The organism is Micromonospora sp. bgisy143 (assembly GCF_057708145.1).
The window spans coordinates 13,721-40,247 of record NZ_JBYIRN010000002.1; the positions used below are offsets into that span (position 1 = coordinate 13,721).

The following is a 26,527-nucleotide window of genomic DNA, read 5'->3' on the forward strand; positions in this document are numbered from 1 at the left end:
GTGAGGGCCCCGACGACCGGGAAGGAGAAGCCGATGGGCAGCGGATGGCAGCGCGCGAAACGGATCATCAGTGCCGCGTTCCGTCCGGTGCGCGGGCGGGACCTGTCGCTGCACGCGGCCGCGATCACCTTCTACGGTGCGATCGCCGTCGTCCCGGTGGCGCTGCTGGCCCTCTGGCTCACCTCACTCGTCGCGGGCGACGACCGGATACGCCGGCTCACCTCGTACGCCGTGGAGGCCCTGCCGACGGCCATCGGCGCGCCCCAGGCGGTGGCCGCCCTGGTCGACGCCGGGGTGCGGTTGACCCCGCTGCTGGCGCTCGCCTCCCTGCTGCCCGCGTCGCTGTACGGCGAAGGGCTGCGCCGGGCGTTCGTGTCGGTGGCCGCGCCACGTACCGACGAGCACCTGGTGGGATGGCGCGGCCGGCTGCTGTTGCTGCCGCTGCTCGCGCCGGCCCCCGCGCTGCTGCTGTCGATCCTGCTGGCGTTGCCGCTCACCACCCGCCTGGTCCGCCAGGGCGGCTGGGTCGGCGCGCTGGGCGTCGTGCTCTCCTTCCTGGCGGTCTGGCTGGTGCTCACACCGGTGCTGGTGTGGGTGTTCCGGGTGGTCGGGCCGGCGTCGCCGGACTGGCTCTCCACCCTCGGGATCGGGTCGTTCACGGCGGCCAACCTCTCCGGGTTCCTGCACGGTTTCGTGCTGTTCGCGTCGCTGCCGCTGGACCTGGGCGTGCCGTTCGGCGGTTTCGACCCGATCGGCGCGGGCGTGGCCGTGCTCCTGTGGCTGTACGTGTTCCACGTGATCGTCCTGGCCGGCTACTCCGCGACCCTGGCCCTGTCCCGGTGGCGGGCCCAGCGGCAGGGCTGATCAGCCGGCGGCGAGCGCCTCGGTGGGGGTGAGGCGGGCGGCGCGGATCGACGGGTAGACGCCCGCCACCATCCCGACCAGCATCGCACCGCCGACGCCACCGACCACCGAGGTCACCGGGATCGTCGGCGGCCAGCCCTGGTAGCCGGCGTACCCGACCGTGGCGAGCACGCCCAGGGCCGCCCCGGCGGCACCGCCGAGCACGGACAGCAGCACCGACTCGGTGAGGAACTGCACCCGGATCTGACCACGGTTCGCGCCGAGCGCCCGGCGCAGACCGATCTCCCGGCGGCGCTCCAGCACCGAGATGACCATGGTGTTGGCCACCCCGATCCCGCCGACCAGCAGCGCCACCGCGGCCAGCCCGAGGAACAGCGCGGAGAACGTGTTCTCGGTGGCCCGCTTGGCGGCGAGCGCGTCCGAGGGGCGGCTGACCTGGATCAGGCCGGGCAACTGCGGGTCGAGGGTGGCCGGCAGCACCGCCCGGACGTCCTCCAACGCGGCCTCGCGGGCCCGCACGTACACGACGGTGGGATGCCCGTCGAAGCCGAGCAGGTCGCGGGCCGCGTCCCAGCCGACCAGCACCGACCGGTCCAGGTCGGGGGCGATGGGCAGCGGATCGAGTACGCCGATCACGGTGAACCACCGTTCGCCCACGAGCACCTGGGGTGGCTGGGCCGGATCGACGGTGGCGAACCCGAGCCGGCTCGCGGCCACGTAGCCGAGGACGGCGGTCGGCAGCCGGGCAGTGCCGTCGTCGAGGAACCGTCCGGCACGGACCCGGCCGTTGACGATGCCCAGCAGATCCGGGCGCGTGGCGAGGGTGGTGAGTCCCGACGTGTCGTACGGGTCCATCGCGTCGCTGCGGCGGACCGTGAGGTGGGTGTTCGCGACGGCGCTCACCGCCTCGACCGGCCCGATCCGGTCCACCATCGCCACCGATTCCTGCGGCAGCAGCACGGGCGGGTCCTGGTCCGGCACGGGTTCGGCGCGCAGCACGTTGGTACCGAGCGCGGAGAGCTGGTCCATGAGGTCGCGTTGGCTGGACGCCGGGATGCCCACCACGACGATCATCGTGGCGATGCCGATGGAGATGCCCAGGGCGGACAGCACCGCCCGCATCCGCCGGCTGGTCAGCCCGAGCAGACCGAGCCGGAGTACGTCGCTCGGGGCGAGCCGGGGCGGTCGGCCGCCCGGTGCCGCTGTCGGTGTGGTCATCGGCGGGTCCTGTCGAGGGTGTCGGAGACGATCCGCCCGTCGCGGATGTCCACCTGCCGAGGGGTACGGGCGGCGAGGTCCCGATCGTGGGTGATCATGGCGATGGTGGTGCCCTCGGCGTGCAGGCTCAGCAGCAGCGCCAGGACCGCCTCGCCGTTGGCGGTGTCCAGCGCCCCGGTCGGCTCGTCGGCCAGGACCAGCGCCGGGTCGTTGACCAGCGCCCGCGCGATGGCGACCCGCTGACGTTCCCCGCCGGAGAGCTGGTGCGGCAGGTGGTCGACCCGGTGCGCCAGGCCGACCCGGGCCAGCGCGTCGACCGCCGTGCGGCGACGGCGACGACGGGGCACGCCCGCGTAGAGCAGCCCGGTGGCGACGTTCTCGGCGGCGTCGAGCCCGCTGACCAGGTGGAACTGCTGGAACACGAAGCCGAGCCATCGGCCCCGCAGCGCCGACAGCCGCCGGTCGGACAGCTCGGTGACCTCCTGCCCGGCGACGTGTACCCGCCCGCTGGTGGGCGCATCGAGCGTGCCCATGATGTTCAGCAGGGTCGACTTGCCGGACCCGGACGGCCCGACGATGGCGAGGAGTTCGCCCTCACGCACGGTCAGCGAGACGTCGTCCAGGGCGGTGACGCCGCCCAGGTACGTCCGGCTCACCCCGTCGAGCTGTAGGACCGGTTTCGGGTACGCCGGGATCACCTCGGTCGGCGCGTCCCGGACCGGGAAGGGGATGACGGTGCTCACGCGGCCGTCACCACCGTCAGTCCCTCGGTGACGCCGTCGCCGCTGACCTCGACGAGCCCTCGGGAGAACATCCCGGTCTGCACGGCCAGCAGCCCACCGTCGGGGAGTTGAAGGGCGTGTCCGCCCTCGCGGAGCGCCACCAGCGCGCCGACCGGCACCGCCAGCACGTTCCTGCGGGCGTTCGTGGTGAACGTGACCTGGACCGCCGCCGCGTCCAGCTTCGCCACATCCGCCGCCTTGACCGGCGTGACGAGGACGTCCACCTTGGGCGGGCCGCTCTGTCCGGCCCCCGCGTCCGGGCCGCCACCCTGCACGGTGTGGGAGATCGAGGCGACCCGACCGGGAATCTCCGAACTGTCCGGCAGGGTGACCGTCACGGCGGCGCCCACCCGGACGGTGCCGACCTCGGTCGCCTCCACCGCGACGGTCACCAGCTTGGTCTTCTCGGTGACGGCTACCAGTTCGCCGCCGACGGGGTCGCCGGGCACGGCCCGCACCGCGCTGACCCGGACCGCCCCGGGCAGCACGACGGCCTGCCCGACCTCGATCCGGCCGGTGGGTTTCAGGTCGAGCGCCTGCTGCCATTTCTTGATCGCGGCCACCAGCTGGTCGGTGAGCAGGGCCCGACCCGGGCCGATCCTCGTGCCGTCCTTGGCCCGGGTCGGCTGCGTGCCGGTGGCGTAGCCGAGCGCCTTCAGGTTGTCCCGCACGATCAGCACGTCGCTGCCGACCAGGCCGGGCTTGTCGAGGGTACGAAAGAGCGGGGTGTCGCCGAACAGCACCGGCACCGGCCGGTCATCGACCCAGTAGAGCGGCTTGCCCCGGGCCACGGTGTCACCGACCGTCGGCAGCCGGGTGACGATCCCCTCGCCCGTCCCCTTGACCACTCGCTCCGGACCGAAGCCGAGCGTTCCGTCGAGCGAGCGACTGTCGGACAGGTCGGTGCGGGTCACCGTCGTCGTCGTGAGCGCCGGCGGGGCGCTCGTCGCGGCGTCCGCGCCACCGCCACGCAGCGTCAGCACCGCGACTCCGGCACCCACGGCGACCACCACGGTCACCAGCGCCACCACGATCGTGGTCCGCCGGGTCGGCTTACTTCTCGCCACGGAACGCCTCCAAGGTGCATTCCCGCTCGGCCTTGTCGTACGCGGCGCCCTGGAGACCGCCGGACGGGTCCGCGACGCCGTCGTCGTACGTCCAGCCGGAGCCGTCCGGCAGCGAGTGGATCTTCATGCCCCGCCCGCGCAGGCACTGCACGTAGTCGTTCCACTGGATGACGTAGTTCGGGTTCTTCTCCTCGTCCAGCTCGGGCGGCTGGAGCGGCAGCTTGTCGGCGCAGGCCACGTACGCCGCCTTCGGCTCGCCGCTCTGGTCCAGGGAGATGATGCCGCTCCCCTTCGGGGCCCCGGCGGAACGTTCCTTGATCTCCTTGACCCCGTGGTCGCGCAGGCAGTAGTTGTACGTGTTCCAGAGCCGCTGCTTCTCGTCCTCGTTCATGTCCAGGCGCAACTGCGGACGTCCGGCCACCCCACTGGTGGCGGACGCACTCGGCACGGCGGACCCGGTGACGAGGGAGGCGACGTCGGGGGTGCCGTCGGCGTCGGACTTCTCGCCGCCGCAGCCGGCGAGGACCGTGGCGAACAGGATGAGCGCGGTCAACCCGACCCGTCGTGGTGCGGTTGTCATGTCGGCAGCCTCATCGACAGTTGTCAGAGACCTGTCAGGAAGCCGTCCTCATCCGGTAGCCCCAGCTCACGGGCATCGTCGACGGCCGTTCCGGGCCGACCGGGGCACGTACAGTCGCTGCCGTGACTGCGCGGGTGCTGATAGCCGAGGACGACGAGAAGCAGGCCGAGCTGGTCCGCCGCTACCTGGAACGGGAGGGGCACACGGTCGTCGTCGTCGGCGACGGGCGGGCCGCCCTGGAGCAGGTCCGCCAGCACCCACCGGAGCTGCTGATCCTCGACGTGATGATGCCGAAGGTCGACGGTCTGGACGTCTGCCGCATCCTGCGCCGGGAATCCGACCTACCGGTGCTCATGCTGACCGCCCGCGCCACCGAGGACGACCTGCTGCTCGGCCTCGATCTGGGCGCCGACGACTACATGACGAAGCCGTACAGTCCACGCGAGCTGGTGGCCCGGGTGCGGACGCTGCTGCGCCGCAGCCAGCGGACGACCCGTGCCACCGACCCGGTGCTGCGGGTCGGGGACCTGCACGTCGACCCGATCCGGCACGAGGTACGCGTCGACGGACGACGCGTCGACTGCACGCCGGGCGAGTTCCAGCTGCTCCAGGCGATGGCCGCCCAGCCGGGGCGGGCCTTCACCCGGGACCAGCTCCTCGGTCACCTGCACGGCTTCGACAAGTACATCACCGGCCGGACCGTCGACGTCCATGTCATGAACCTGCGCCGGAAGATCGAGCCGAACCCGCGCAAACCGGTCCGACTGCTGACCGTGTACGGCGTCGGCTACAAGCTGGCAGAGGTGAACCACCATGCGGCGTGAGGTGCCGCTGCACCGCAGCCTGCTGCTCCGGCTGCTCGCGCTGGCCGTCCTCATCGCCGTGGGTTCGATCGCGGCCACCGCCTGGCTGGCCGTGCGCACCACGACCGGGGCCATCCGGCAGGAACAGGGCCAGGCGCTCGCCGACGACGCCCGCATCTACGACACCCTGATCGGCTACGCGGCGACCCATCCGAGCTGGGACGGCGTCGACGCCACCCTGCGGCCCCTCGCCGAGCAGGTGGGCCGGCGGATCACGCTGACCACCGAGTCGGGCACGCCACTCGCCGACTCGGCGCCGCAGGCCGGCCCGTTGCCCAGCAAGCCCTCCGCGACCATCGACGCGCTCGCCGTCGACACCGCCCTGGCCCCGGGCTCCCCCGCGGCCGTCGACGCCGCGCGGATCGATCCCCGCGCCGCCGGCCCGTACCTGCTCCCGCCGGACGATCGGCGGACCCTGCGCGACCGGGCCGACCAGGCTGTCCTGTGCCTGCGGGTGCGGGCGAGGATCGCGGCCGTCGCCGAGCAGGGGGCCTCCGGTCGACCACGGATCGCCACCCCCGGCACGGACCTGAACGACAACGCCATCTGCGGCCAGGCACGCGAGGAACTGGCGGCCCCGACGGCCACCGAACGCAAGGCGCTGGCGCAGCTCAACGCGCTGGTGAACACCTGCCTGGCCCGACGCAAGCTCGCGCCGGTGACCGTCGCGCTGGACTGGACCTGGACGCTGCGGTCCGCCCCGGCGCGGAACACGGCCCGGGACCTCACCGAGGTCGACCAGGACCACAGTCGGGCGGCCAACGCCTGTGTGGGCACCAGCCGCAGGGAACAGCTCCTTCCGTACGTCGCCCCGGCGGCGACCCTGTTCGTCTCCGATCCGGGCGGCCGTCCCACCACGACCTTCGACCTGTCCCGCGCCAACCAGGCCCGCATCGTGGCGGTCGCCGGTCTCGTGCTGCTGGTGACCGTCGGCGTCACCGTGCTGGCCGGGGTCCGGCTGACCCGTCCGCTGCACGCGCTGACCGGCGCCGCCCAGCGAATGCGCGACGGCGACGGCGCCGCCCGCGTCCGCGTCACCGGCCGGGACGAGATCGCCCGGTTGGCCGAGGCGTTCAACGACATGTCCGAGCGGCGCGAACGCCTCGAACAGCTCCGTCGCGCCATGGTCAGCGACATCGCCCACGAGCTGCGTACCCCGGTCACCACGATCCGGGGCTGGTTGGAGGCCGCCGAGGACGGCGTCGCACCGGTGGACCGGCGGTTGGTGTCGTCGCTGCTGGAGGAGGCAACGCTGCTGCAACACGTGATCGCCGACCTCCAGGATCTCGCCGAGGCGGAGGCGGGCGCGCTGCGGCTGCACCCCGAGACGGTCTACCTCGCCGACCTGCTGGGCCAGGTGGCCGAGGCGTACCGCGTGCCGGCCGACCGGGCCGGCGTGACGCTGTCGGTGCTCATCGACGCCGACCCGCAGGTGTACGCCGACCCGGTGCGGCTGCGCCAGGTCGTCGGCAACCTGGTCGGCAACGCGGTACGCCACACCCCGGCCGGCGGCCGTGTCACGATCAGCGCCGGGGCGGCCGACGGGCAGGTGCGCATCGCCGTCGCCGACACCGGGAGCGGCATCAGCGCCGAGGACCTGCCCCGGGTGTTCGACCGCTTCTGGCGGGCGGAGAAGTCCCGCAGCCGGCAAACCGGCGGCAGCGGCCTGGGCCTGGCCATAGTCCGCAAGTTGGTAGAGGCCCACCACGGCACGGTCCAGGCGTGCAGCGCGCCCGGCGAAGGCTCCACCTTCACCGTCCGCCTCCCCACCCACCCCCGGTGATCAAGAGGTTCGCGTCATCCGGACGGCGTTTCCTGACGCCAACCTCTTGATCACCGGGTCACAGAGGGCGGTGGTGGGACTAGGCTGCGGCGGCATGAGTGGTGAGATTCCGGCTCGGGTGGACGTTGTCGTCGTCGGCGCCGGGCACAACGGTCTGGTCTCCGCGGTTCTGCTGGCGCGCGCCGGTTTGGACGTCCTCGTGCTAGAGGCGGCCGACGTGATCGGGGGCGCGACCCGCACCGAGAACCCCTTCCCCAAGGTGCCGGGGCTGCGCCACTCCACCGGCTCGTACCTGCTCGGGCTGATGCCACCGGAACTGCTCGCCACCCTCGACGTCCGCATCCCCGTGCTGCGCCGCGACCCGCACTACTTCCTGCCCACCCCGGGTGGCCTCGGCTCGCCGTACCTGCTCTTCGGCAGTGACACCGCCGCCACCCGGGCGCAGCTCACCGCGTTCTTCTCCCCCGCCGACGTGGCAGCCGACGACGCCATGCAGGCCGAACTGGCCGCGCTGCGCGAGGACCTCGCCCCCGCCTGGCTGGCCGAGCCGCTGACCGTCGAGGAGACCGCCGAGCGGCACGTCCGCCCGGCGCTGCAGCAGGTCTTCGTCGACCTGGTCCGCGGGTCGGTCGCCGACTACCTGGCCCGCTTCGAGTTCCGCTCCGAACTGCTGGTCAGCATGTACGCGGTCACCGACGGCCTCTCCGGCCTCAACGCCGGCCCGGACGACCCCGGGACGGGCCACAACTTCCTGGTGCACAACATGTGCCGGCTACCCGGCTCGGGCGGCACCTGGATGATCGCCGAGGGCGGGATGGGCACCGTCTCGCGGACGTTCGCCGACGCCGCACGCGCCGCCGGGGCCACCATCGCCACGGGTACGCCGGTGCGCGCGGTGACCCTCGACGGCGGCGCGGCCAGTGGCGTCGTACTCGCCGACGGCCGGCAGGTCGCGGCGCGGGTGGTGCTGGGCGCGTGTGACCCGTACACCCTGATGGAGCTGTTGCCCGACGGCGCGCTCCCCGCGCGACTCGGCGAGCGGATGGCGGCGGTCCGCCGGCCCGGCACCACCCTCAAGCTCAACCTGGCGCTCAGCGGCCTCCCCCGCTTCTCCTGCCTGCCGGCCGACGCGCCGAGCCCGTTCGGGTCGACCATCCACCTGCTGCCCGGCTCCGCGTCGCTGGTCGGCGGGGACGCCACCTCGCCGATGACCGCGCTGCGGGCGATGTGGGCGGACGTGCGGGCCGGGCGGCTGCCGGCCGAGCCGACCATCGAGTGGTACCTGCACACCACCGTCGACCCGTCGCTCTCCGACGCCGCCGGGCACCACTCGTCGGCGCTCTTCGTCCAGTCGGTCCCCTACGAGCTGGCCGGCACCACCTGGGACGCGGAACTGCCCGGCTACGTCGACCGGCTCGTCGAGATCGTCGAGCGGTACGCCCCCGGCACCGCCGACCTGATCGCCGACGCGGTGCCGCTTCCGCCGCCCGGCATCGAGGCGCACTTCGGCATCAGCGGCGGGCACATCCACCATGTGGACAACACCGTCTCGTTCACCGACCGGATGCCGTACGCCACCGGCGTCGACGGCGTGTACGCGGGCAGCGCCGGCTGCCACCCGGCCGGCAGCGTGATCGGCGCCGCCGGCCACAACGCGGCCCGCCGGATCCTCGCCGACCTGCGTTCATGAGGCCCCCTCGGGCCGGTGTGCGTACGGCCGCAGGTCGCCCGGGCCACCGATGAGGTAGAAGGCGACCAACAGGAGGTACGCGCAGAGACTCAGGATCGGGTCGACGAAGACCGTGGCGAAGGCGAGCAGGTAGAACACGGGCTTCAGCAGGATCCGCCGGGCGATCGCCCGGGCCAGCCGGGGATCCAGGTCGGCGTGCAGCAGCCCGGCCCGGCGGGCCCACCACCAGCTCAGGTTCACGAAGATCGCCTCACCGAGCACGGTGCCGAGGTAGAGCGCGGCGGTCAGCCGTTGCTCGGTGGCGCTGCCCCGCAGGTTGTCGGACAACAGGTCGGCGGTGAACGGGATGGTGGCGATGAAGAGCAGCACGAGCAGGTTGAACACCAGCAGCAGCTGGTCGACCCGGGCCACGTACCGCCAGATGTTGTGGTGGGCGATCCAGACCTGACCGGCGATCCCGAAAGTGATCACGTACGCCAGGTAGGACGGCCAGGCATGGGCGAGGGCAGCGGGAAGCTCCCTCCCGCCCTCCCGGGCCGGGCCGGTCTGAAGCAGTTCGACGGCCATCACCGTCAGGACGACCCCGAAGACCCCGTCGCTGAACGTCTCGACCCGCGCCGCGTCCCGGGCCATCTCCCGACCGCGCCCGTACCGGTAACCCTTCCGCGCGTCCGCCCCCGCCACGCCCGCCCCGCTCTCGTCGCGCACCCCTTCCGCGATCTTGCACTTTCGGTTGCCGTTTCGGGGCGATTGCGGCGCTTTGCACCCGCAGAAAGTGCAAGATCGCGGGGCGGGTCAGCTCAGGACTTCTCCCGCCGGGGCCGGGGTTTCCGCGTCTACGCGGTGGGCGCGGACCTTGTGGCCGACGCTCGTTAGGCAGCGGCCGGAGGGCAGGTCGAAGCGCCAGCCGTGCAGCTGGCAGGTGAGCTGATCACCCTCGACGATGCCGAACCGGGTCAGATCCGCCTTGAGGTGCGGGCAGCGGCGCTGCACCACCCAGTCGCCAAGCGTGATGTCCTCGGCGTCGGTGGTGCGCTCGTGCTCGTCGTACCAGCCCTCGGCGTACTGGAGACGCTCCTCGGAGAGGCACTTGAAGAACGCGTAGACGAACTCGTTGTACTGGCCGATCCGGGCCGCCGAGAACCGGCAGGACAGGAAGAGCGAGTTGACCCAGTCCACCTCGTCGATGAAGAGCAGGTGCTCGATCAGCGACCGCTCGGTCCGGAACCGGTAGCGGACCTTCTCGTCCGCGTACGGCCGGACCTCCTTGCCCGGGAAGTCCACCACGATCGACTCGACGGTCTCCCCGCCTGAGCCGTCGGTGCCGACCAGGTCGAAGCGGACCGGACCACCGACCCCCTTGGCCAGGTAGATCGACTCGTCGAGCAGCGGCTCGATCCGGCGCTTCATCTCGCCGAGCACGTCGACCTCGGGGTGCCGCCAGGACGCCTTCTCCGCCTCGATGATCGGGCGCTTGCGCTCCCGCATCTCCTCCAGGTGGGCGACCTTGTTGGCGAAGAACTCCTCGACCGGCACCGGGTGGGTCGTGCTCGCGCCCTCGGTGGTGACCTCGGCGACGCTGCCCGGCAGCAGCACGATCCCGTTGGTACCGCCGACCTTGGCGTACTCGGACAGGAAGACCGACTGGTCGGGGAAGATGTTGCCCTCGTCGCCGAAGATGTCGTTGAACTGCCACAGCTCGTCGTCGAGGAAGCACGGCGGCCCGGCGATCGGGAAGACGTGATCGGCCTTCAGGTCGTCGATGTACCGCCAGGTCCGGTCGAACTGCCGGTCCCGCTTCTGCTTGCCGAACGCGGTCTTCGCCGCCTGCGGCAGCTCGTAGACCATCGGGTACCAGATGGCCCCGGAGAACTGCAGCAGGTGCGCGTGCACGTGCCCCAGCTCGGCGAAGACGCTCAGGTCGGTGGGGCGGGCGTCGTTCTGGTTCAGCAGCCGCACCCCGTCGTACTCGACCCAGAGCGAGGAGTCGCCGATCGGGCCGTCGGTCGGGCTGGTCAACGCCTGGATCATGATCTTCAGGCCGCCGGGCAGCTCCACGACCTGCTCGTTCGGCGCCTTCAGGAACTTGGTGAAGCCCAGCGCCCGGAACTCGTCCTCCATCTCGGAGGTGGGGAACTCGGGCAGCAGGACGGTGGCGTCCTTCGAGATGTAGTCGCGCAGGTGCTTCGCGTCGAAGTGGTCCCGGTGCAGGTGGGAGACGTACAGGTAGTCGACCTGACCCAGGGTCTCCCAGTCGAGCAGGGAATTGTCCGGGAAGGGAAACCACGAGGCGAAGTAGGCCGGATTGACCCACGGGTCGCACAGGATGCTGCCCGCGGCCGTGTCGATCCGCATGCTGGCGTGCCCGGTTCCGGTCACTCGCACCGCACAGTCCCCCTCAAACAGACAATCAGGTGTACGCCAAACGCTACCGGAGGGAGTCTGACCGCCACCCCGCGACGCCCGTAGTGCCGTCCGGCCTGGGCGGCCGGGTCGTACGGCCGGGAAACCCCCACCGCACCGCCCCGGGCAGGAGGCGTGCCAGACTAACCAAAGATCCGATCGCGAGGGAAGGACCGACAGTGGCAGGAAGCGAGCCGGTAACGTCGCCGGACCAGCACAAGCCCGGGCACCGCAAGTCGGGGCGCATCGGCGCCGTGCTGTCCGCGCTGGCGCTGGTCGTCATGGCGTTCTGCGGCAACCACGAAGGCAGGGTCGAGGAGATCTGGCTGATCGGCCTCGCCGCGCTGCTGCTGGTCATCGTGATCGGCGATGCCGTGCTGCGGCGCAACGGGCTGCGCTCCTGACCCGACCGGCCGCCGGGCGACCGGCTCGACCGGCCTTCGGACGACCGGCTCGACCGGCCTTCGGACGACCGGCTCGACCGGCCTTCGGGCGACCGGCTCGACCGGCCTTCGGGCGACCGACCAGCAGACGCCGAGGGCCCGTCCCCACTCGGGGGACGGGCCCTCGTTCGTGTCCGCGTCCGGGTCAGCGCCCGAACAGGATGTCCTGCACGTCCTTGAGCGCCGCGTCGACCTCGGCCTCGAAGTAGCCGCCGGGCACCAGACCGAACCGGAGCGTGTCCAGGTCCTTCGGGTCGACCGGCATCGGGTTGCGACGCTGCATGCCACCCAGCAGGGACTCGAAGAACTGGTCCACCTGGTCCGGGTCGTACCCGCTGCCGAACCGACGTACCTGGAAACGGCGGCGGATCTGGTCGACCCGGTACAGGTCGCTGCCGGGCGGACCGGCCATCGGCGGGCCACCCATCGGCGGGCCGGCGACGGCGGGCGGGCCGGCCATCGGCGGACCACCGATGCCCTGCTGCGGCATCGGGGGCGGACCGGCCGGGCCGCGCCGCAGGTCACGCAGGTCACGTTCGGGCATCCGGATCTCGGCGGTCATGTCGGCGCGGGCACGCCGGCCGGCCTCGAAGCCGTCGAAGCGGGGCTCGTCCTGCGGCGGCGGGTAGCCACCGGGCGCCCGCGGACCGTCCGGCGGGCCGTACCCGCCGGGCATCCGCTGGTCGTCCGGCGGACCGTAGCCACCGGGCATCCGCTGGTCACCGGGCATGCGCTGGTCATCCGGCGGACCGTAGCCACCGGGCATCCGCTGGTCCTCCGGCGGGCCGTAGCCACCCGGACCGGCCGGCAGACCGCGCGGCGGCAGGCCGTGCCCGCCCATCGGGCCGCCGGGGCCCATCGGGCCGGGACCACCCGGGCCGGGGCCGGGACCGCCGGGGCCGGGGCCGGGACCGCCGGGGCCGGGCCCGCGCTGCGCGTCGTAGCCACCACGGGGGGCGTCGTACCCGCCCGCGAAGGCGCCGGTGGGCTCGTCGTACCGGCCGTAGCGGTCGGCCGGCGGACCGGCCTGGGCGGGCATCGGCCGGGGAGGCATCGGCTGCGGAACCATGCCGCCACGGTCGTCGCGCATCGGCGGACCCATCCGGTCCGGCGGGCCCATCCGGTCACCCATCCGAGGATCGCCGCCGCGCCCGGCGCTGTTGCGCTCCTCCAACTCGGCCAGCTGCCGCTCGACCCGGTCCAGGTGCAGGTCGACCTGCCACTCGTCGTAGCCGTTGAACCGGACTCGGAAGACGACGTCGTGGACCTCCTGGGAGGCGACCGGCGCACCGACCTGCCGGCCGTCGAGCGTCGCCTCGACCCGGTCGAGGAAGGCGTCCACCTCGTCGACCTTGTATCCCCGGCGAACCGCCTTGCGCCGGAAACGCTGACCCTGACTCGCCACTATGTCTCCTGGTGTCGTTCGCCACGCCCGGTCACGCCGGTGCCTCTCCGGCGCGGTCGGTGAAGGTGTCGGTGTCTTCGGCGGCGGCGAGCTGGCCACACGCGCCGTCGATCTCGCGACCCCGGGTGTCCCGTACGGTGGTGGAGACTCCCGCGTCGCGCAAGCGCCGGACGAACTCCCGCTCGACCGGCTTCGGGCTCGCGTCCCAGCGGCTGCCCGGGGTCGGATTGAGCGGGATGAGGTTCACATGCGCCAACTTGCCGGCCAACAGCCGCCCGAGCAGGTCAGCTCGCCACGGCTGGTCGTTCACGTCTTTGATCATTGCGTACTCGATGGACACGCGACGGCCCGTCCGGGCGGCATAGTCCCACGCTGCGTCCAGCACCTCGGCTACCTTCCAGCGCTGGTTTACCGGCACGAGTTCGTCGCGCAGATCATCATCGGGCGCGTGCAACGACAACGCAAGGGTCACAGAGAGGTCTTCGCTGGCCAGTCGGCGGATGGCCGGAACCAGGCCGACCGTGGAAACGGTGATGTGCCGCTGGGACAGACCGAGCCCTTCCGGGGCCGGGCTGACCAGCCGACGGATCGCCGCGATGACCCGGTTGTAGTTCGCCAGCGGCTCGCCCATGCCCATGAAGACGACGTGCGACAGCCTCGGCGGTGAGCCGGCGACCGCGCCGGAGGCCGCCACCCCGGCCAGGTAGACCGCCTGGTCGACGATCTCGGCCGTGGACAGGTTGCGGGTCAGCCCGGCCTGGCCGGTGGCGCAGAACGGACAGGCCATGCCGCAGCCCGCCTGGCTGGAGATGCAGACCGTGACCCGGTCCGGGTAACCCATCAGCACGCTCTCCACCAACGCGCCGTCGTGCAGCTTCCACAGCGCCTTGCGGGTCGCGCCGTCGTCGCAGGCCAACTCGCGCACCGGGCTGAGCAGCTTCGGAAGCAGTTGGTCGGCGAGCCGCTCGCGCGTCGCGGCCGGCAGATCGGTCATCTCCTGCGGGTCGCGCACCAGCCGCCCGAAGTAGTGGTTGGAGATCTGCTTCGCACGGAAGGCGGGCTCACCCAGCCCGGCGACCAGCGCCTGGCGGCCGGCCAGGTCCAGGTCAGCCAGATGTTGCGGTGGCATGGAGGCCCGGCGTGCGGTGGGGGCGTCCGAGATGGCGGGGATCAGCGGCAGACTCGTCATGGCCGGTCCAGTGTGTCACGCCGCAGGCGTCGGGCACCCGTCCGGAGGCGTCGAACCGGCCCCCGGCGTCGGTCCGCAGCGCTCCGGCCATGGTGACGCATGCCTCACCCCGCCACCGGCACGAAGATCACCAGCAACAGGTACGCGGTCGGCACCGCGAACAGGATCGAGTCCAGCCGGTCCATCAGGCCACCGTGCCCCGGGAGCAGGTTGCTCATGTCCTTGATCCCGAGGTCCCGCTTGATCATCGACTCGGCCAGGTCGCCGAGGACCGCCGCGCCGGAGACGGCCACCCCGAACAGGGCACCCCACCAGGGGGCCAGGTCGAACATCAGCCACAGCAGCAGGGCACTGCCCAGCGCCGCCGCGGTGACCGAGCCGGCGAAGCCCTCCCAGGACTTCTTCGGGCTGATGGACGGGGCCATCGGATGCCGGCCGAAGGAGACGCCGGCCGCGTACCCGCCGGTGTCGGAGAGGACCACCGCGATCAACGTGGCCAGGATGCGCAGCCGACCGTCGTCGGGAGCCGCCGCCAGCAACGCCGCGAAACCGGCGAGGAACGGCACGTAGACGGCGATCAGGGTGGCGGCGGTCAGATCCCGCTGGAAGCCGGCCGGGCCGTCACCCAACCGCCAGATCATCGTGCCGAGCACCGTCACCAACAGCCCGAGGCTGAGCGCGTCCGGGCCGGCGAACCAGGCCAGACCCACGGTCAGGACACCACCGGCGAGCAGCGGCACCAGCGGTGGGTGAGCGCCGCTGCGACGCACCGCCCGGGCCATCTCCCAGATACCGATGGCGACCGCGGCGGCGATCACCGGCAGGAACGCCGGCGGGTAGACGGCCAACGGCACCACGATCAGCGCGCCCAGGGCGAGGCCGACACCGATCGCCGCCGGCAGGTTGCGGCCGGCCCGTCCGGTGCCCACCTGCTGGGTGGGCGGTCGGTCGACGCTGGCCCGTCGGCGTCCCTTCGGCCGCCGGCCCACCGGCGGCTCCGGGTCGGTCACCGGGTCGTCGTCCGGCAGGATCTCGGCACCGATCGGCGCGAGCTGCGCGGTCGGGTAACCGGCATCGTCGTCGAAGCGCGGCGGAACGTCCGGGTGGTCGTACCGGGGCCCGTCCCGGTCGTCGTAGCGGGGGTCGTCGTGGTCGTCGTAGCGGGGCGGAGCGTTTCGGTCGTCGAAGCGCGGGCCGGCGTCGCGGGCGTCGTACCGGGGCTCGTCGCGCTCGTCGAAGCGCGGTGGAGCGTCGCGCTCGTCGTAGCGCGGGCCGGCGTCGCGGACGTCGTAGCGCGGCGGGGCGTCACCGGTCGGCGGGCGGTCACCGTAACGACCTCGCTCGTCAAAACGGTCACCGTCGTCGTAACGGTCCCGTTCGTCCGGACGGACGGCCCGGCCACGCTCGTCGTACGGGACCTGCGGCTCGGCGTACGCCCGGGCGCGCGGCTCGGCGTACCGCTCAGGCCCGGCGGCCGGATGGCGGCTCCACTGGCCGGCCTCCAGCTCCTGCTCGGGCCAGGGCAGGGCGGCCGGACGCTCCGGCCGATCCCAGCCGCGCGGCTCGCCTCCGTAGGGGTCGGGGCGGGACATCACGCACCGTGTCGGAGCGCGAGTGCCACCACATGACGCAAGACCACGAGCATCCCCTACAAGCGCGACTGTGTTCCTCCGGCTCGACCGCCCCGGCGGTCGGTCGATTCCCGGTGCGCACCGCCCGGTGGCCCGGAATCCTGCCGAGCCTACTGCACCCGCCGCCGGGGCGAGGCGGACGATGGCGCCAGTGACCGCCCGGCCCCTCCGGGGGCACGGTGCGCGAGGCCCGGTGGGTCGCCGTGCCGCCACGACGGCAGCGGGCGCACGGCGGCCTGCGCAACCCCGCCCGCCCAGGCGCATCGACGCCTATCCGACCGTGCATCCGGGCGAACAGGGGATGACTCGCACCACCCGTCGGTGGTCGGCTGTCCGTGTGCCGGCGTCCGCCGGCGGTGTCTACCAGAGCAGCGGGGAAGGAACGTTCGTGCGCAGAATCAGCCTGGCAGTGCTGACGATGGCCGCCCTCGTCCTGACGGCGGCCTCACCGGCCATCGCGGCGACACCGAACGCCAGCATCAGGATCGACCACCGCACCAGCGAGATCTACCTGTACGACGGGAGTCCCGACGGCACCGGGCCGGCGTTCCCGGCCGCCACCGCCCGGGGGGAGGTGCGCAACTGCCCGACCGGCGTGTACTTCCTGTCGGCGTCCCTGACCCAGGACGGCCTGCCGACCTACTGGGCCACCGGTGCCCTCGGCGCCGGCGAGATCGTCTGCGACGGCGGCACCGCCAGCATCTCGATGGGCTTCTACCGGGCGGACCCGGTACTGCATCCGGGTCGGGCCACCGTGCGCTTCGAGCTGCACGACGCGTACGTGGGAACGACCCTGACCGAGACGACCCGTACCGTCCGGATCCCCTGCTGACGCCCAGACGGCGCGAGGCCCGTCCCCGGATCGGGGGCGGGCCTCGCATCGGCTGTTCGCCCGGCGGACGCCGGGTGGGGTCTCAGACCTCCAGCAGCTCGGTCTCCTTGTGCTTGACCAGGTCGTCGATGCTGGCGACGTAGCGCTGCGTCAGATCGTCGAGTTCCTTCTCGGCGCGGCGACCGTCGTCCTCGCCGGCCTCGCCGTCCTTGACGATCCGGTCCAGCTCCTCCTTGCCGCGGCGGCGGACGTTACGGATGGCCACCTTGGCCTCCTCGCCCTTGTGCCGGGCCACCTTGATCATGTCGCGGCGGCGCTCCTCGGTCATCTGCGGGAGCAGGATGCGCAGCTGGTTGCCCTCGTTGTTCGGGTTCACCCCGAGGTCCGAGTCGCGGATCGCCTTCTCCATCGCGTTGATCTGCGAGTTGTCGTACGGCTTGATGATGGCCATGCGCGGCTCGGGGATCGCGACGGACGCCATCTGGGTCAGCGGCGTCGGCGTGCCGTAGTAGTCAATGATGATCTTGGAGAACATGGCGGGGTTGGCGCGACCGGTGCGGATGGCGCCGAACTCCTCCTTGGCGTGCTCAACCGCACGCTCCATCTTCTCCTCGGCCTCGAGGAGGGTGTCGTCGATCACCGGTCTCCTCGCCTCCTTCTGTGCTCGTCGTGGGCTCTGCTGAAAGTCGTCAGGCTCAAGCGGTGATCAGGGTGCCGATCTTGTCGCCACCTACCGCGCGGATGATGGTGTCGTCACCCTGCGCGCCGAAGACCAGCATCGGCAGGCCGTTCTCCATGCAGAGGCTGAACGCGGCCGCGTCGGCCACCCGGAGGTTGCGGCGCAGCACCTCGGAGAAGGTGATCGAGTCGAGCTTGCTGGCGGTGGGGTCGACCCGAGGGTCGGCGGTGTAGACGCCGTCCACACCGTTCTTGCTCATGAGCACCACGTCGGCACGGATCTCCAGCGCGCGCTGGGCGGCCACCGTGTCGGTCGAGAAGTACGGCATACCGGCGCCGGCGCCGAAGATGACCACGCGGCCCTTCTCCAGGTGCCGGATCGCCCGCAGCGGGATGTACGGCTCGGCGACCTGGGCCATCGTGATGGCGCTCTGCACCCGGGTCTCGATGCCCTCCTTCTCCAGGAAGTCCTGCAACGCGAGGCAGTTCATCACGGTGCCGAGCATGCCCATGTAGTCGGCGCGCGCGCGATCCATCCCACGCTTCTGCAACTCCGCGCCCCGGAAGAAGTTGCCCCCACCGACCACCACCGAGACCTGCACACCGCGGCGGACCACGGTGGCGATCTGGCGGGCGATGGCCTGCACGACGTCCGGGTCGACGCCGATCGCGCCACCACCGAACACCTCACCGGAGAGCTTCAGCACCACCCGGCGGGCCCGTCCGGGCGGCGGCGCCGTCGGATCGTCCATCGCCAGCGTCCGGTCACTCACAACCTGCGTCATCCGCCCCGCCTTCCCCACGCGCACGCCCCGGGCGACGCGTTACCGCGAACCTGCCGCTGCCGACCCTATGTGACGAGGAGGCCGCGGTGCCTGTCACGTACACCGGCGGCCTCCTCGTTCGACGTCTTGCGCTCACGGGCGCGCGCGGCGCCCGGTCGCGGCTCAGGCCTGGCCGACCTCGAACCGCACGAAGCGGGTGACCTCGATGCCGGCCTCGGCCAGCACCTGCTTCACGGACTTCTTGTTGTCGGCCACCGACGCCTGCTCGACGAGGACGTAGTCCTTGAAGAAGGCGTTCACCCGACCCTCGACGATCTTCGGCAGCGCCGCCTCGGGCTTGTTCTCCTCGCGGGCGGTCTGCTCGGCGATACGCCGCTCGGACTCCACGACGTCGGCCGGAACCTCGTCGCGGGTCAGGTACTTCGGCCGCATGGCCGCGATCTGCATCGCGACGCCACGGGCGTCGGCGTCGCCCGCCTCGTCGCTCTTGCCGGTGTACGACACCAGCACGCCGACGGCCGGCGGCAGGTCCTGGGCCTTGCGGTGCAGGTAGACCGCGGTGGTGCCGTCGACCTTGGCGAACCGGTTGAGCACCAGCTTCTCGCCGATCTTGGCGGACTGCTCCTGGATCAGGTCCGCGACGACCTTGCCGTCCAGCTCGGTGGCGAGCAGCTCCTCGGCGTTGCTCACACCGGAACGCTCGCCGTGCTCGACCAGCTGCTGGGCCAGCGCGATGAACGACTCCGTCTTGGCGACGAAGTCGGTCTCGCAGTTGAGCTCGAGCAGCGCCTTGCCGGAGTGGGCGACCAGACCGTTGGCGGCCGTACGGCCAGCCCGCTTGCCGACGTCCTTCGCGCCCTTGACGCGCAGGATCTCGACGGCCTTGTCGAAGTCGCCCTCGGCCTCGGTCAGCGCCTTCTTGCTGTCCATCATGCCGGCGCCGGTGAGGTCGCGGAGCTTCTTGACGTCCGCGGCGGTGATTTGGGACATGGCTCTCTCTTCGGTGTTGAGTCGGCGTGTGGATGGTCAGAGGTGCCGGTTACCCGGATTCGGGCGGAACGTGCCCGGCGTACCGTCGCCGCCCGCCGTTCGTGAAAACGGACGGCGGGGCGGCGACGGTGCGGTCACTCCGCGGCGGCGGCCGCCGGCTGCTCGGTGGCGGCGGGCTGCTCGGCCGGGGCCGACTCGTCGGCCTTCTTCGGCTCCTCCAGCAGCTCGCGCTCCCACTCGGCCAGCGGCTCGTCGGTGGCGACACCAGCCTCCGGCTTCTCGTCGGTGCCCCGACGACGGCCCGAACGGGCGATCAGACCGTCCGCGACGGCGGCGGCGACGACCTTGGTCAGCAGCTCGGCCGAGCGGATGGCGTCGTCGTTGCCCGGGATCGGGAAGTCGACCTCGTCCGGGTCGCAGTTGGTGTCGAGGACGGCGATCACCGGGATGCCCAGCTTGCGGGCCTCGTCGACGGCGATGTGCTCCTTCTTGGTGTCGACGATCCAGACGGCGGCCGGCAGCTTCTGCATGTCCCGCAGACCACCAAGGGTGCGGGTCAGCTTGATCTTCTCGCGGGAGAGCTGCAGGGTCTCCTTCTTGGTGTAACCGGCGGCGGTGCCGCTCAGGTCACCAAGGGCCTCCAGCTCCTTCATCCGCTGGAGCCGCTTGTACACCGTCTGGAAGTTGGTCAGCATGCCACCGAGCCAGCGGTGGTTCACGTACGGCTGACCGACCCGGGTCGCCTGCTCGGCGATGGCCTCCTGGGCCTGCTTCTTGGTACCGACGAAGAGGATGCTGCCACCCTCCGCGACGGTCCCACGCACGAACTCGTACGCCTTCTCGATGTAGTCGAGGGTCTGGCGCAGGTCGATGATGTAGATACCGTTGCGCTCGGTGAAGATGAAGCGCTTCATCTTCGGGTTCCAGCGCCGGGTCTGGTGCCCGAAGTGGACACCGCTCTCCAGCAGCTGACGCATGGTCACGACGGCCATGGTGTGGGTACTCCTTGCATCCCTGGTTGTTCCGCCCGGCCGGCGGCCGGGCATCCTGGCGCCCGGTCGGCGGCCATGCGGGCCCGACCAAGATCGGGACCAGGGAGGCCGTCGCCCCACGACGATTCGTGGAGAGGGCGCGCGAGGTCGACCGCGCAAGGCGGTCGCCAGTTGGCCAGTGTACGCCCCTTCCCGGTTTCGGCGTGCCGGGGTGCCGCGCCGCCGGACAAGATCGCGCTACTTCCGGGAAATAGTGGCTTCCGCGTCACCGGAGGCCACTATTTCCTGGTTGTCGCGTGGATCATCCGCCGTGCCAGGGCCGGCGGCGGATCAGCCGGCCGCGAGCGCCGCGGCGACGAAGAGCACGAGGCCGACCGTCAGGTACGCCGTCGGCGGGCGCAACCAGCCCCGACCGTTGTCGGACAGCGCCAGTCCGCCCGTTCTGAGCCCGTACAGCCCCACTGCGAAGATCGGCAGCCCGGCGACCAGGCAGATACCCGCGACGACGTTCCCGGCGTTCACCGGGTCGCCGGTCACGCCCGCCAGCAACACCCGCAGCGCGGGGATCTCGAAGACCAACGCCAGCAGGGCGAAGAGGACCGCCAACGCCGGGCGGCGGGTCCGGTAGACGCCGTCCGGCGCAGCGGAGTACGCCGGCGCATCGCCCACCGGCAGATCGGGGCGGGGGCCGATGCCCGGCATCGGGCCGGTGGGCATCTCCAGCGGGTGCGGCTGGTCGGTGCCGCCGCCCCGGTTCGGTTCGACGATCGGGTAGCCGGCGAGCGGCGCGGGCCGGGTCTGCTCGGCGAACGGAGTGGGCTGACCCGGGTCGGCGAAGGCAGCGGGCAGGCCCGGCTCGGCGGCTCTGGGCTGGCCCGGCTCCGCGGTTCTGGGCTGGCCCGGCTCCGCGGTTCTGGTCTGGCCCGGCTCGGCGGTTCTGGTCTGTCCGGTGAGCAGAGCGGCTGCCGGGGCGGCGTCCGCCGGCGCGGTGTGGCCCGCGGCCGGCACGGCGTCCCGGGTGGCGTCCGGCGCGCTCGTGGCCAGCGGGTCCCGGGCAGCCCGGCGGCCGGGCAGTTCCCCGGAGATCTCCGAGGGATCCCGATCCGCCCGGCGGGAGCGGGTCGCCCGGTATCCGTCCGCGTCCGTACGAACCTCACCCAGCGGGTCGACCGCGCCGAACCGCCCGGAACCGGCTTCGGTGGTGGCGAACCGCCCCGACTGGGCCTCGACGGCACCGAAGCGCCCGGAGTCCGCCTCCGGCGCACCGCCGAAACGGGCCGCGTCCAGCGCGCTCAGCCGGGCGGAGTCCGGCTCCGACGCGCCACCGAAACGGGCCGCGTCCAGCGCACTCAGCCGGCCGGAGTCCGCCTCTGGCGCACCGCCGAAGCGGGTCGCGTCGAGCGCGCTCAGCCGGGCGGAGTCGGGCTCGGGTGCGCCGCCGAAGCGGATCGGGTCCGCCTCCGGCGCGCCGCCGAAGCGGACCGGGTCCGGCTCCCGGCGTCGGCCGATGCCGGTGTCCTCGACGGAGCGGGCGTCCTCGACGCCACGCTGCTCGGGGATCTCGCCGTCGCGGTACCGCGGTTCACCCGTACCGCGCCACTCGGGCTCGCCGTACCCGTGCCCCCGCTCGTCGGGGTACCAGCGCGGCTCCTGATCTTCCGGAAAGCTCCGTCGTCCGTCCACGTCAGGCACCGTATGCGACGGCCCATCCCCGCGTCATTTCGGCCCGGCCCTGTTGATCGACTCCGGGTCGCCGAAGTGGGGGCATCCGACCCCCAGGACACCCCCACTTCGCCGATCCGGAGTCGATCAGCGCCGTTCTCGCCGTAGCACAGCACCGGCTTGATCGTCCGGTCGTCCACAGAGCGACCGTCATCCACAGGCAAGCCCTCGCGGGGTCGCGGCGCTCGTACCGCCACGGGCACCGTCGCGGCCATGACGAAGCGGAACCAGGCGGTCGGCGCGTACGGCGAGCGGTGCGCCGCCCGGCATCTGAGCGAGGCGGGACTCCGCCCGATCGTCCGGAACTGGCGCTGCCCGGAGGGAGAGATCGACATCATCGCCTGGGACGGTCCGGTGCTCGCGTTCTGCGAGGTGAAGACGCGTCGGGGCGACGTCTTCGGCACGCCGGCCGAGGCAGTCGTACCGGCCAAGGCCCGCCGCCTGCGGGGGCTCGCCGCGCGCTGGCTCGCCGAGACCGGTACGAGCGCCGACGAGGTGCGGTTCGACGTGCTGTCGGTACGCCTGCCCGACTCCGGACCCGCGCTGGTCGACCACGTCAAGGGCGCGTTCTGAGATGGGCCGCCGCACGGGTGACGCGTCATGAGCTACGCGAAGGTGCTCTGCGTGGGGTTGGTCGGCGTCACCGGTCAACTGGTCGAGGTCGAGGCGGACCTGGCCGCCGGCCTACCCGCGGTGGTGATCTCCGGTCTGCCGGACACCGCCCTGCACGAGGCCCGCGACCGGGTCCGGGCCGCCGTGGTCAACTCCGGCCAACGGTGGCCGAACCGGCGCATCACGCTGAACCTGCTCCCCGCGACGCTGCCGAAGTTCGGCTCGGCGTTCGACCTGGCCATCGCCGCCGCGCTGCTGGGCGGCTCCGGTGAGCTGCCGCTGCTGCCGCTGGAGGGCGTGGTGGTCCTCGGCGAGCTGGGCCTGGACGGGACGGTCCGGCCGGTACGTGGCGTGCTGCCGATGGTCGCCGCGGCGGCCCGGGCCGGCATCGAACGCGTCATCGTGCCCACCGGCAACGCCGCCGAGGCCGCGGTCATCCCGGGCGTACGGGTGCGGGCGGTGGACACGTTGCACCGGCTGGTCACCTTCGTCCGTGACGGCAGTCCGCTGCTCGAACCACCACCGGACGCCCCGGCACCGGTCGTCGGCGGACCGGATCTCGCCGAGGTGGCGGGGCAGCAGGTGGGCCGGCGGGCGCTGGAGATCGCCGCGGCGGGCGGGCACCACCTCGCGCTGCTCGGTCCGCCGGGCGCTGGCAAGACGATGTTGGCCGAGCGGCTGCCGTCGCTCCTGCCCGAGCTGGACGACGACGCGGCGCTGGAGGTGACCGCCCTGCACTCGGTCGCCGGACTGCTGCCGCCGGGTGGTCGGCTGCTGCGCCGTCCGCCGTTCCAGGCGCCGCACCACACGGCGACCGTTCCGTCCCTTGTCGGCGGCGGTTCGGGGCTGGCCCGCCCCGGCGCGGTGTCGCTCGCCCACCGCGGGGTGCTCTTCCTCGACGAGGCGCCCGAGTTCAGCAAGGGCGCGTTGGAGGCGCTGCGCCAGCCCTTGGAGCACGGCCGCATCCAGCTCAGCCGCAGCGGTGGCGGCACCGAGTACCCGGCCCGGACCCAACTGGTGCTGGCCGCCAACCCGTGTCCGTGCGCGAAACCGTCCGGTGACGCGTACTGCGAGTGCTCGCCGCTGGCCCGCCGCCGCTACCTGGGCCGGCTCTCGGGGCCGCTGCTCGACCGGATCGACGTGCAGGTGCGGCTGATGCCGGTACGGGCGGCGGAGCTGATGGCGTCCGGAGCCGACGTCGAGTCATCGGCCACCGTCGCCGCCCGGGTCGCGGCGGCTCGTGGCGCGGCGGCCATCCGCTGGGCCAGCCTCGGCCGGCGGCTCAACGCCGAGGTGGACGGCCCGCTCCTGCGCCGCCCGCCGTGGCGGCTACCGGCGTCGGTCACCGCCGAGCTGCGCGCCCGGCTCGACTCCGGCTCACTGTCGGCGCGCGGCTTCGACCGGGTGATCCGGATGGCCTGGACCATCGCGGACCTGGACGGCCGGGACCGACCCGACCGTGAGGACGTACGTGAGGCGACCCAGCTACGGACAGGAGAGGCGGCATGAGCGCCGACGAGGAGAGCAGGCTGGCCCGGGTGGCGCTGACCTGGCTGGCCGAGCCCGGCACCCGCGTGGTGCACGAACTGGTCAAGCGGTCGGGGCCGGTGGCCACGTTGGATCTGCTGCTGGACGGCGGCAGCCCCGACCGGCAGCTGGCCGCCGCCGTGGCCGCCCGGATGTCGGCCGGTGATGCCCGCTCGGTGGCGGCCGAGGCCCTGGACCGGGCCGATCGGCTCGGCGCGCGTCTGGTCACCCCGGACGACGACGAGTGGCCGGCCCGGGTCGCCGACCTCGGCACCCTGCGGCTACCGGACCTGACCCGCCGGGTGGACGTGGAGACCGCGCCACCGCTGTGCTTCTGGGTACGCGGCGGGTGGCCGCTCGGCGAGGCGCTGGACCGCTCGGTGGCCGTGGTGGGCGCGCGGGCCGCCACCGCCTACGGCCAGCATGTGGCCACCGACCTCGGGTACGGGCTGGCCGAGCGGGACTGGACGGTCGTCTCCGGTGGCGCGTTCGGGATCGACGCCGCCGCCCACCGGGGCGCCCTCAGCGCCGAAGGACTCACCGTCGCGGTGCTCGCCTGCGGGGTGGACCGGCCCTACCCGATGGGCAACACCGCCCTCTTCGACCGGATCGCCGACACCGGGCTGCTGGTCAGCGAGTGGCCGCCCGGCGCCGAGCCGCTGCGGCCGCGGTTCCTGATCCGCAACCGGGTGATCGCCGGCGGCACGCTGGGCACCGTCGTGGTGGAGGCGTCGGCGCGCAGCGGAGCGACGCAGACCGCCCGGCGTGCCATCCACACCGGCCGGGTGGCCATGGTGGTGCCCGGGCCGGTGACCTCGGCGATGTCCGTCGGTGCGCACGAGTTGCTGCGCGAGCACCCCAAGGTCCGGCTGGTCACCGGCGTCGCGCACGTGCTCGAGGAGGTGGGCCGGATCGGCGCGGACCTGGCCCCGCTTGCCCGTGGTCCGCAGCGGCCGACCGACGATCTGGACGACGACGCCCGCTCGGTGCTGGAGGCGTTGCCCCGCCGGGGCGCACGGGGTGTGGACGCTCTCGCCGCCCGCGCCGGCCTGGACGTGCGGACCGCGCTGCGCAAACTGGCACTGCTCGAGGAACTGTCCATGGTGGTACGACGCGACGACGGCTACGCCCTCGCCCCGGTCGGCAAACCAAAGGGCCCGACCGATCGCCGGTAGACGCGGACGCCGACGTGGCCGGCGGAGCACCGCCTTCGGCCGTACGCTGGTGCCGTGCCTGCTGCCAGCGAGGGTGCGCACGCCGCCCGGCGCACCGCATCCGGGACGCCACGATCGGTCGCGCGGTCGTGAGCCGGTCCGCCCGGGGCACCCGGGCCACCCACCAGGAGCTGCCACCGGCGCTGCGCGACGCGGTCGACGACTTCGCCGAGCATCTCGCCCAGGTCCGCAACCGGTCGGCGCACACGGTCCGCGCGTACGTCACCGACGTGGTCGCGTTGCTCGACCACGCGGTGCGGATGGGTTGCCGGGGCCTGGGCGAGGTCGACCTGTCGGTGCTGCGGAGTTGGCTGGCGCGGCAGCGGACCACCGGCGCCGCCCGTACGTCGCTGGCCCGCAGGGCCGCCTCGGCGCGGGCGTTCGGCGCGTGGGCACACCGCGCCGGGCTGCTCCCCGCCGACGTGGGGGCCGCGCTGGCCAGCCCGCGCGCGCACCGGGAGTTGCCCGGTGTGCTGCGCGCCGACCAGGCCGCCGCGCTGCTGGAGGCACCGACCCGACACCCGACGACCATCCACGGCAGGCCCGCGACAGGATCACCCGCAGACGGCACGCCCGCGACAGGATCACCCCCAGACGGCACGGCCACGACAGGATCGCCCACGGACGGCACGCCGGCGACAGGATCACCCGCGGACGGCACGGCCACGACGGATTCCGCGCCGAGCGGGGAGCCCGCGACGGACGGGGCGACCGACGCGGCGGTGGCGCTGCGCGATCGGGCGCTGCTGGAACTGCTCTACGCCACCGGCGTACGGGTCAGCGAGGCGTGTGGGTTGGACGTCGCGGACGTTGACCACGGTCGTCGGGTGATCCGGGTGTTCGGCAAGGGCCGCCGCGAGCGTTCGGTGCCCTACGGCGTGCCGGCGCAGCGGGCGCTCGACGAGTGGCTGCGCCGGGGCCGACCCGCGCTGACCGCCCCCCACTCGGGTGACGCGCTGCTGCTCGGGGCGCGCGGCGGTCGGCTCAACCCGACCACGGCGCGGCAGATCGTCGGCGGGTACGCCGAGGCTGCCGGTCTGCCCCGGACGAGCCCCCACGGGCTGCGCCACTCCGCCGCCACCCACCTGCTGGAGGGCGGCGCCGACCTGCGCGCCGTGCAGGAGTTGCTCGGGCACTCGTCGCTGGCCAGCACGCAGATCTACACGCACGTCTCGGTGGAACGGTTACGCGCCGCCTACCGCCAGGCGCATCCCCGCGCCTGATCAAGGGCGGGGAGGCCGGATCGGCCGGCGGTTA

Annotated in this window: 23 protein-coding genes and 1 pseudogene; 10 read left to right on the plus strand and 14 right to left on the minus strand. The window is 72.7% G+C overall.

What is annotated here, in order from left to right; genetic code table 11:
* Positions 1–33 precede the first annotated feature (33 nt).
* Positions 34–864: a YhjD/YihY/BrkB family envelope integrity protein gene (locus tag AC3EN4_RS02965; RefSeq protein ID WP_435204410.1), complete on the plus strand. Its 831-nt coding sequence runs from the start codon at positions 34–36 to the stop codon at positions 862–864.
* Here the strand turns inward: AC3EN4_RS02965 and AC3EN4_RS02970 are convergent, their stop codons facing one another.
* From AC3EN4_RS02970 to AC3EN4_RS02985, 4 genes are read right to left on the minus strand one after another with little or no spacing between them, the layout of a single operon-like run.
* Positions 865–2,082: an ABC transporter permease gene (locus tag AC3EN4_RS02970; RefSeq protein WP_435204411.1), complete on the minus strand. Its 1,218-nt coding sequence runs from the start codon at positions 2,080–2,082 to the stop codon at positions 865–867. It lies immediately after the preceding gene.
* Positions 2,079–2,777 carry an ABC transporter ATP-binding protein gene (locus tag AC3EN4_RS02975; RefSeq protein ID WP_435204845.1) on the minus strand — a complete coding sequence of 233 codons (699 nt, stop codon included), beginning with the start codon at positions 2,775–2,777 and terminating at the stop codon, positions 2,079–2,081. Before AC3EN4_RS02975 ends, AC3EN4_RS02970 begins: the two co-directional genes overlap by 4 nt.
* A 44-nt stretch (positions 2,778–2,821) precedes the next feature.
* On the minus strand, positions 2,822–3,931 hold the full coding sequence (locus tag AC3EN4_RS02980; protein ID WP_435204412.1) for an efflux RND transporter periplasmic adaptor subunit: 1,110 nt from the start codon (positions 3,929–3,931) through the stop codon (positions 2,822–2,824).
* Complete coding sequence (locus AC3EN4_RS02985) at positions 3,918–4,511, minus strand: hypothetical protein (RefSeq protein WP_435204413.1); 594 nt, start codon at positions 4,509–4,511, stop codon at positions 3,918–3,920. The genes AC3EN4_RS02980 and AC3EN4_RS02985 overlap by 14 nt, the downstream gene beginning before the upstream one ends.
* Before the next feature lie 122 nt (positions 4,512–4,633).
* On the opposite strand from AC3EN4_RS02985, the gene AC3EN4_RS02990 reads away from it, so the two are divergent.
* The 3 genes from AC3EN4_RS02990 (at position 4,634) to AC3EN4_RS03000 (ending at position 8,847) form a co-directional block, all read left to right on the plus strand.
* Positions 4,634–5,335 (plus strand): response regulator transcription factor, encoded by a 702-nt coding sequence (locus AC3EN4_RS02990; protein ID WP_435204414.1) that lies wholly within the window; start codon positions 4,634–4,636, stop codon positions 5,333–5,335.
* The gene (locus AC3EN4_RS02995; RefSeq protein ID WP_435204415.1) at positions 5,325–7,157 is read left to right on the plus strand and encodes a HAMP domain-containing sensor histidine kinase; all 1,833 of its coding nucleotides are present in this window, start codon (positions 5,325–5,327) and stop codon (positions 7,155–7,157) included. Before AC3EN4_RS02990 ends, AC3EN4_RS02995 begins: the two co-directional genes overlap by 11 nt.
* Before the next feature lie 94 nt (positions 7,158–7,251).
* Positions 7,252–8,847, plus strand: coding sequence for a phytoene desaturase family protein (locus tag AC3EN4_RS03000; protein WP_435204416.1), 1,596 nt, complete (start codon positions 7,252–7,254; stop codon positions 8,845–8,847).
* Here the strand turns inward: AC3EN4_RS03000 and AC3EN4_RS03005 are convergent.
* On the minus strand, positions 8,842–9,480 hold the full coding sequence (locus tag AC3EN4_RS03005) for a TMEM175 family protein (protein WP_435204846.1): 639 nt from the start codon (positions 9,478–9,480) through the stop codon (positions 8,842–8,844). The genes AC3EN4_RS03000 and AC3EN4_RS03005 overlap by 6 nt on opposite strands.
* A 162-nt stretch (positions 9,481–9,642) precedes the next feature.
* Positions 9,643–11,232 carry a Rieske 2Fe-2S domain-containing protein gene (locus AC3EN4_RS03010; protein WP_435204418.1) on the minus strand — a complete coding sequence of 530 codons (1,590 nt, stop codon included), beginning with the start codon at positions 11,230–11,232 and terminating at the stop codon, positions 9,643–9,645.
* A 197-nt stretch (positions 11,233–11,429) separates the two neighbouring features.
* Here AC3EN4_RS03010 and AC3EN4_RS03015 point away from each other — a divergent pair, with 197 nt between their 5' ends.
* A complete protein-coding gene (locus tag AC3EN4_RS03015; protein ID WP_422738790.1) occupies positions 11,430–11,654 on the plus strand; it encodes a DUF2631 domain-containing protein in 225 nt (74 codons plus the stop codon).
* A gap of 184 nt (positions 11,655–11,838) precedes the next feature.
* Here AC3EN4_RS03015 and AC3EN4_RS03020 read toward each other — a convergent pair whose 3' ends face one another.
* From AC3EN4_RS03020 to AC3EN4_RS03030, 3 genes are all read right to left on the minus strand, one after another.
* On the minus strand, positions 11,839–13,098 hold the full coding sequence (locus AC3EN4_RS03020; protein WP_435204419.1) for a DivIVA domain-containing protein: 1,260 nt from the start codon (positions 13,096–13,098) through the stop codon (positions 11,839–11,841).
* Between the two features lie 31 nt (positions 13,099–13,129).
* Positions 13,130–14,287 (minus strand): dual-specificity RNA methyltransferase RlmN, encoded by a 1,158-nt coding sequence (gene rlmN / locus AC3EN4_RS03025; protein WP_422738788.1) that lies wholly within the window; start codon positions 14,285–14,287, stop codon positions 13,130–13,132.
* Between the two features lie 104 nt (positions 14,288–14,391).
* Positions 14,392–15,879, minus strand: a complete 1,488-nt coding sequence (locus AC3EN4_RS03030) for a phosphatidate cytidylyltransferase (RefSeq protein WP_435204420.1) — start codon at positions 15,877–15,879, stop codon at positions 14,392–14,394.
* Positions 15,880–16,306: 427 nt separating this feature from the next.
* Between AC3EN4_RS03030 and AC3EN4_RS03035 the strand changes: the two genes are divergently transcribed.
* The gene (locus AC3EN4_RS03035) at positions 16,307–16,750 is read left to right on the plus strand and encodes a hypothetical protein (RefSeq protein WP_435204421.1); all 444 of its coding nucleotides are present in this window, start codon (positions 16,307–16,309) and stop codon (positions 16,748–16,750) included.
* Positions 16,751–16,832: 82 nt separating this feature from the next.
* Here AC3EN4_RS03035 and frr read toward each other — a convergent pair whose 3' ends face one another.
* From frr to AC3EN4_RS03060, 5 genes and pseudogenes are all read right to left on the minus strand, one after another.
* Complete coding sequence (gene frr / locus AC3EN4_RS03040) at positions 16,833–17,390, minus strand: ribosome recycling factor (RefSeq protein WP_121655235.1); 558 nt, start codon at positions 17,388–17,390, stop codon at positions 16,833–16,835.
* A gap of 55 nt (positions 17,391–17,445) precedes the next feature.
* The gene (gene pyrH, locus AC3EN4_RS03045) at positions 17,446–18,213 is read right to left on the minus strand and encodes a UMP kinase (protein WP_421474972.1); all 768 of its coding nucleotides are present in this window, start codon (positions 18,211–18,213) and stop codon (positions 17,446–17,448) included.
* 162 nt (positions 18,214–18,375) lie between these two features.
* The gene (gene tsf, locus AC3EN4_RS03050; RefSeq protein ID WP_422738785.1) at positions 18,376–19,203 is read right to left on the minus strand and encodes a translation elongation factor Ts; all 828 of its coding nucleotides are present in this window, start codon (positions 19,201–19,203) and stop codon (positions 18,376–18,378) included.
* 134 nt (positions 19,204–19,337) lie between these two features.
* Positions 19,338–20,195, minus strand: coding sequence for a 30S ribosomal protein S2 (gene rpsB, locus AC3EN4_RS03055; RefSeq protein WP_422738784.1), 858 nt, complete (start codon positions 20,193–20,195; stop codon positions 19,338–19,340).
* A 330-nt stretch (positions 20,196–20,525) separates the two neighbouring features.
* Positions 20,526–21,140 (minus strand): annotated as a pseudogene (locus AC3EN4_RS03060) (hypothetical protein); the annotation flags it as partial.
* Between the two features lie 990 nt (positions 21,141–22,130).
* Here AC3EN4_RS03060 and AC3EN4_RS03065 point away from each other — a divergent pair.
* The 4 genes from AC3EN4_RS03065 (at position 22,131) to AC3EN4_RS03080 (ending at position 26,493) form a co-directional block, all read left to right on the plus strand.
* A complete protein-coding gene (locus AC3EN4_RS03065) occupies positions 22,131–22,490 on the plus strand; it encodes a YraN family protein (protein ID WP_435204422.1) in 360 nt (119 codons plus the stop codon).
* 27 nt (positions 22,491–22,517) lie between these two features.
* Entirely contained in the window at positions 22,518–24,038 is a 1,521-nt protein-coding gene (locus AC3EN4_RS03070) for a YifB family Mg chelatase-like AAA ATPase (RefSeq protein ID WP_435204423.1), read from the plus strand.
* Positions 24,035–25,231, plus strand: coding sequence for a DNA-processing protein DprA (gene dprA / locus AC3EN4_RS03075; protein WP_435204424.1), 1,197 nt, complete (start codon positions 24,035–24,037; stop codon positions 25,229–25,231). Before AC3EN4_RS03070 ends, dprA begins: the two co-directional genes overlap by 4 nt.
* 128 nt (positions 25,232–25,359) lie before the next feature.
* Positions 25,360–26,493 (plus strand): tyrosine recombinase XerC, encoded by a 1,134-nt coding sequence (locus AC3EN4_RS03080; protein WP_435204425.1) that lies wholly within the window; start codon positions 25,360–25,362, stop codon positions 26,491–26,493.
* The last annotated feature ends 34 nt before the right edge of the window (positions 26,494–26,527 follow it).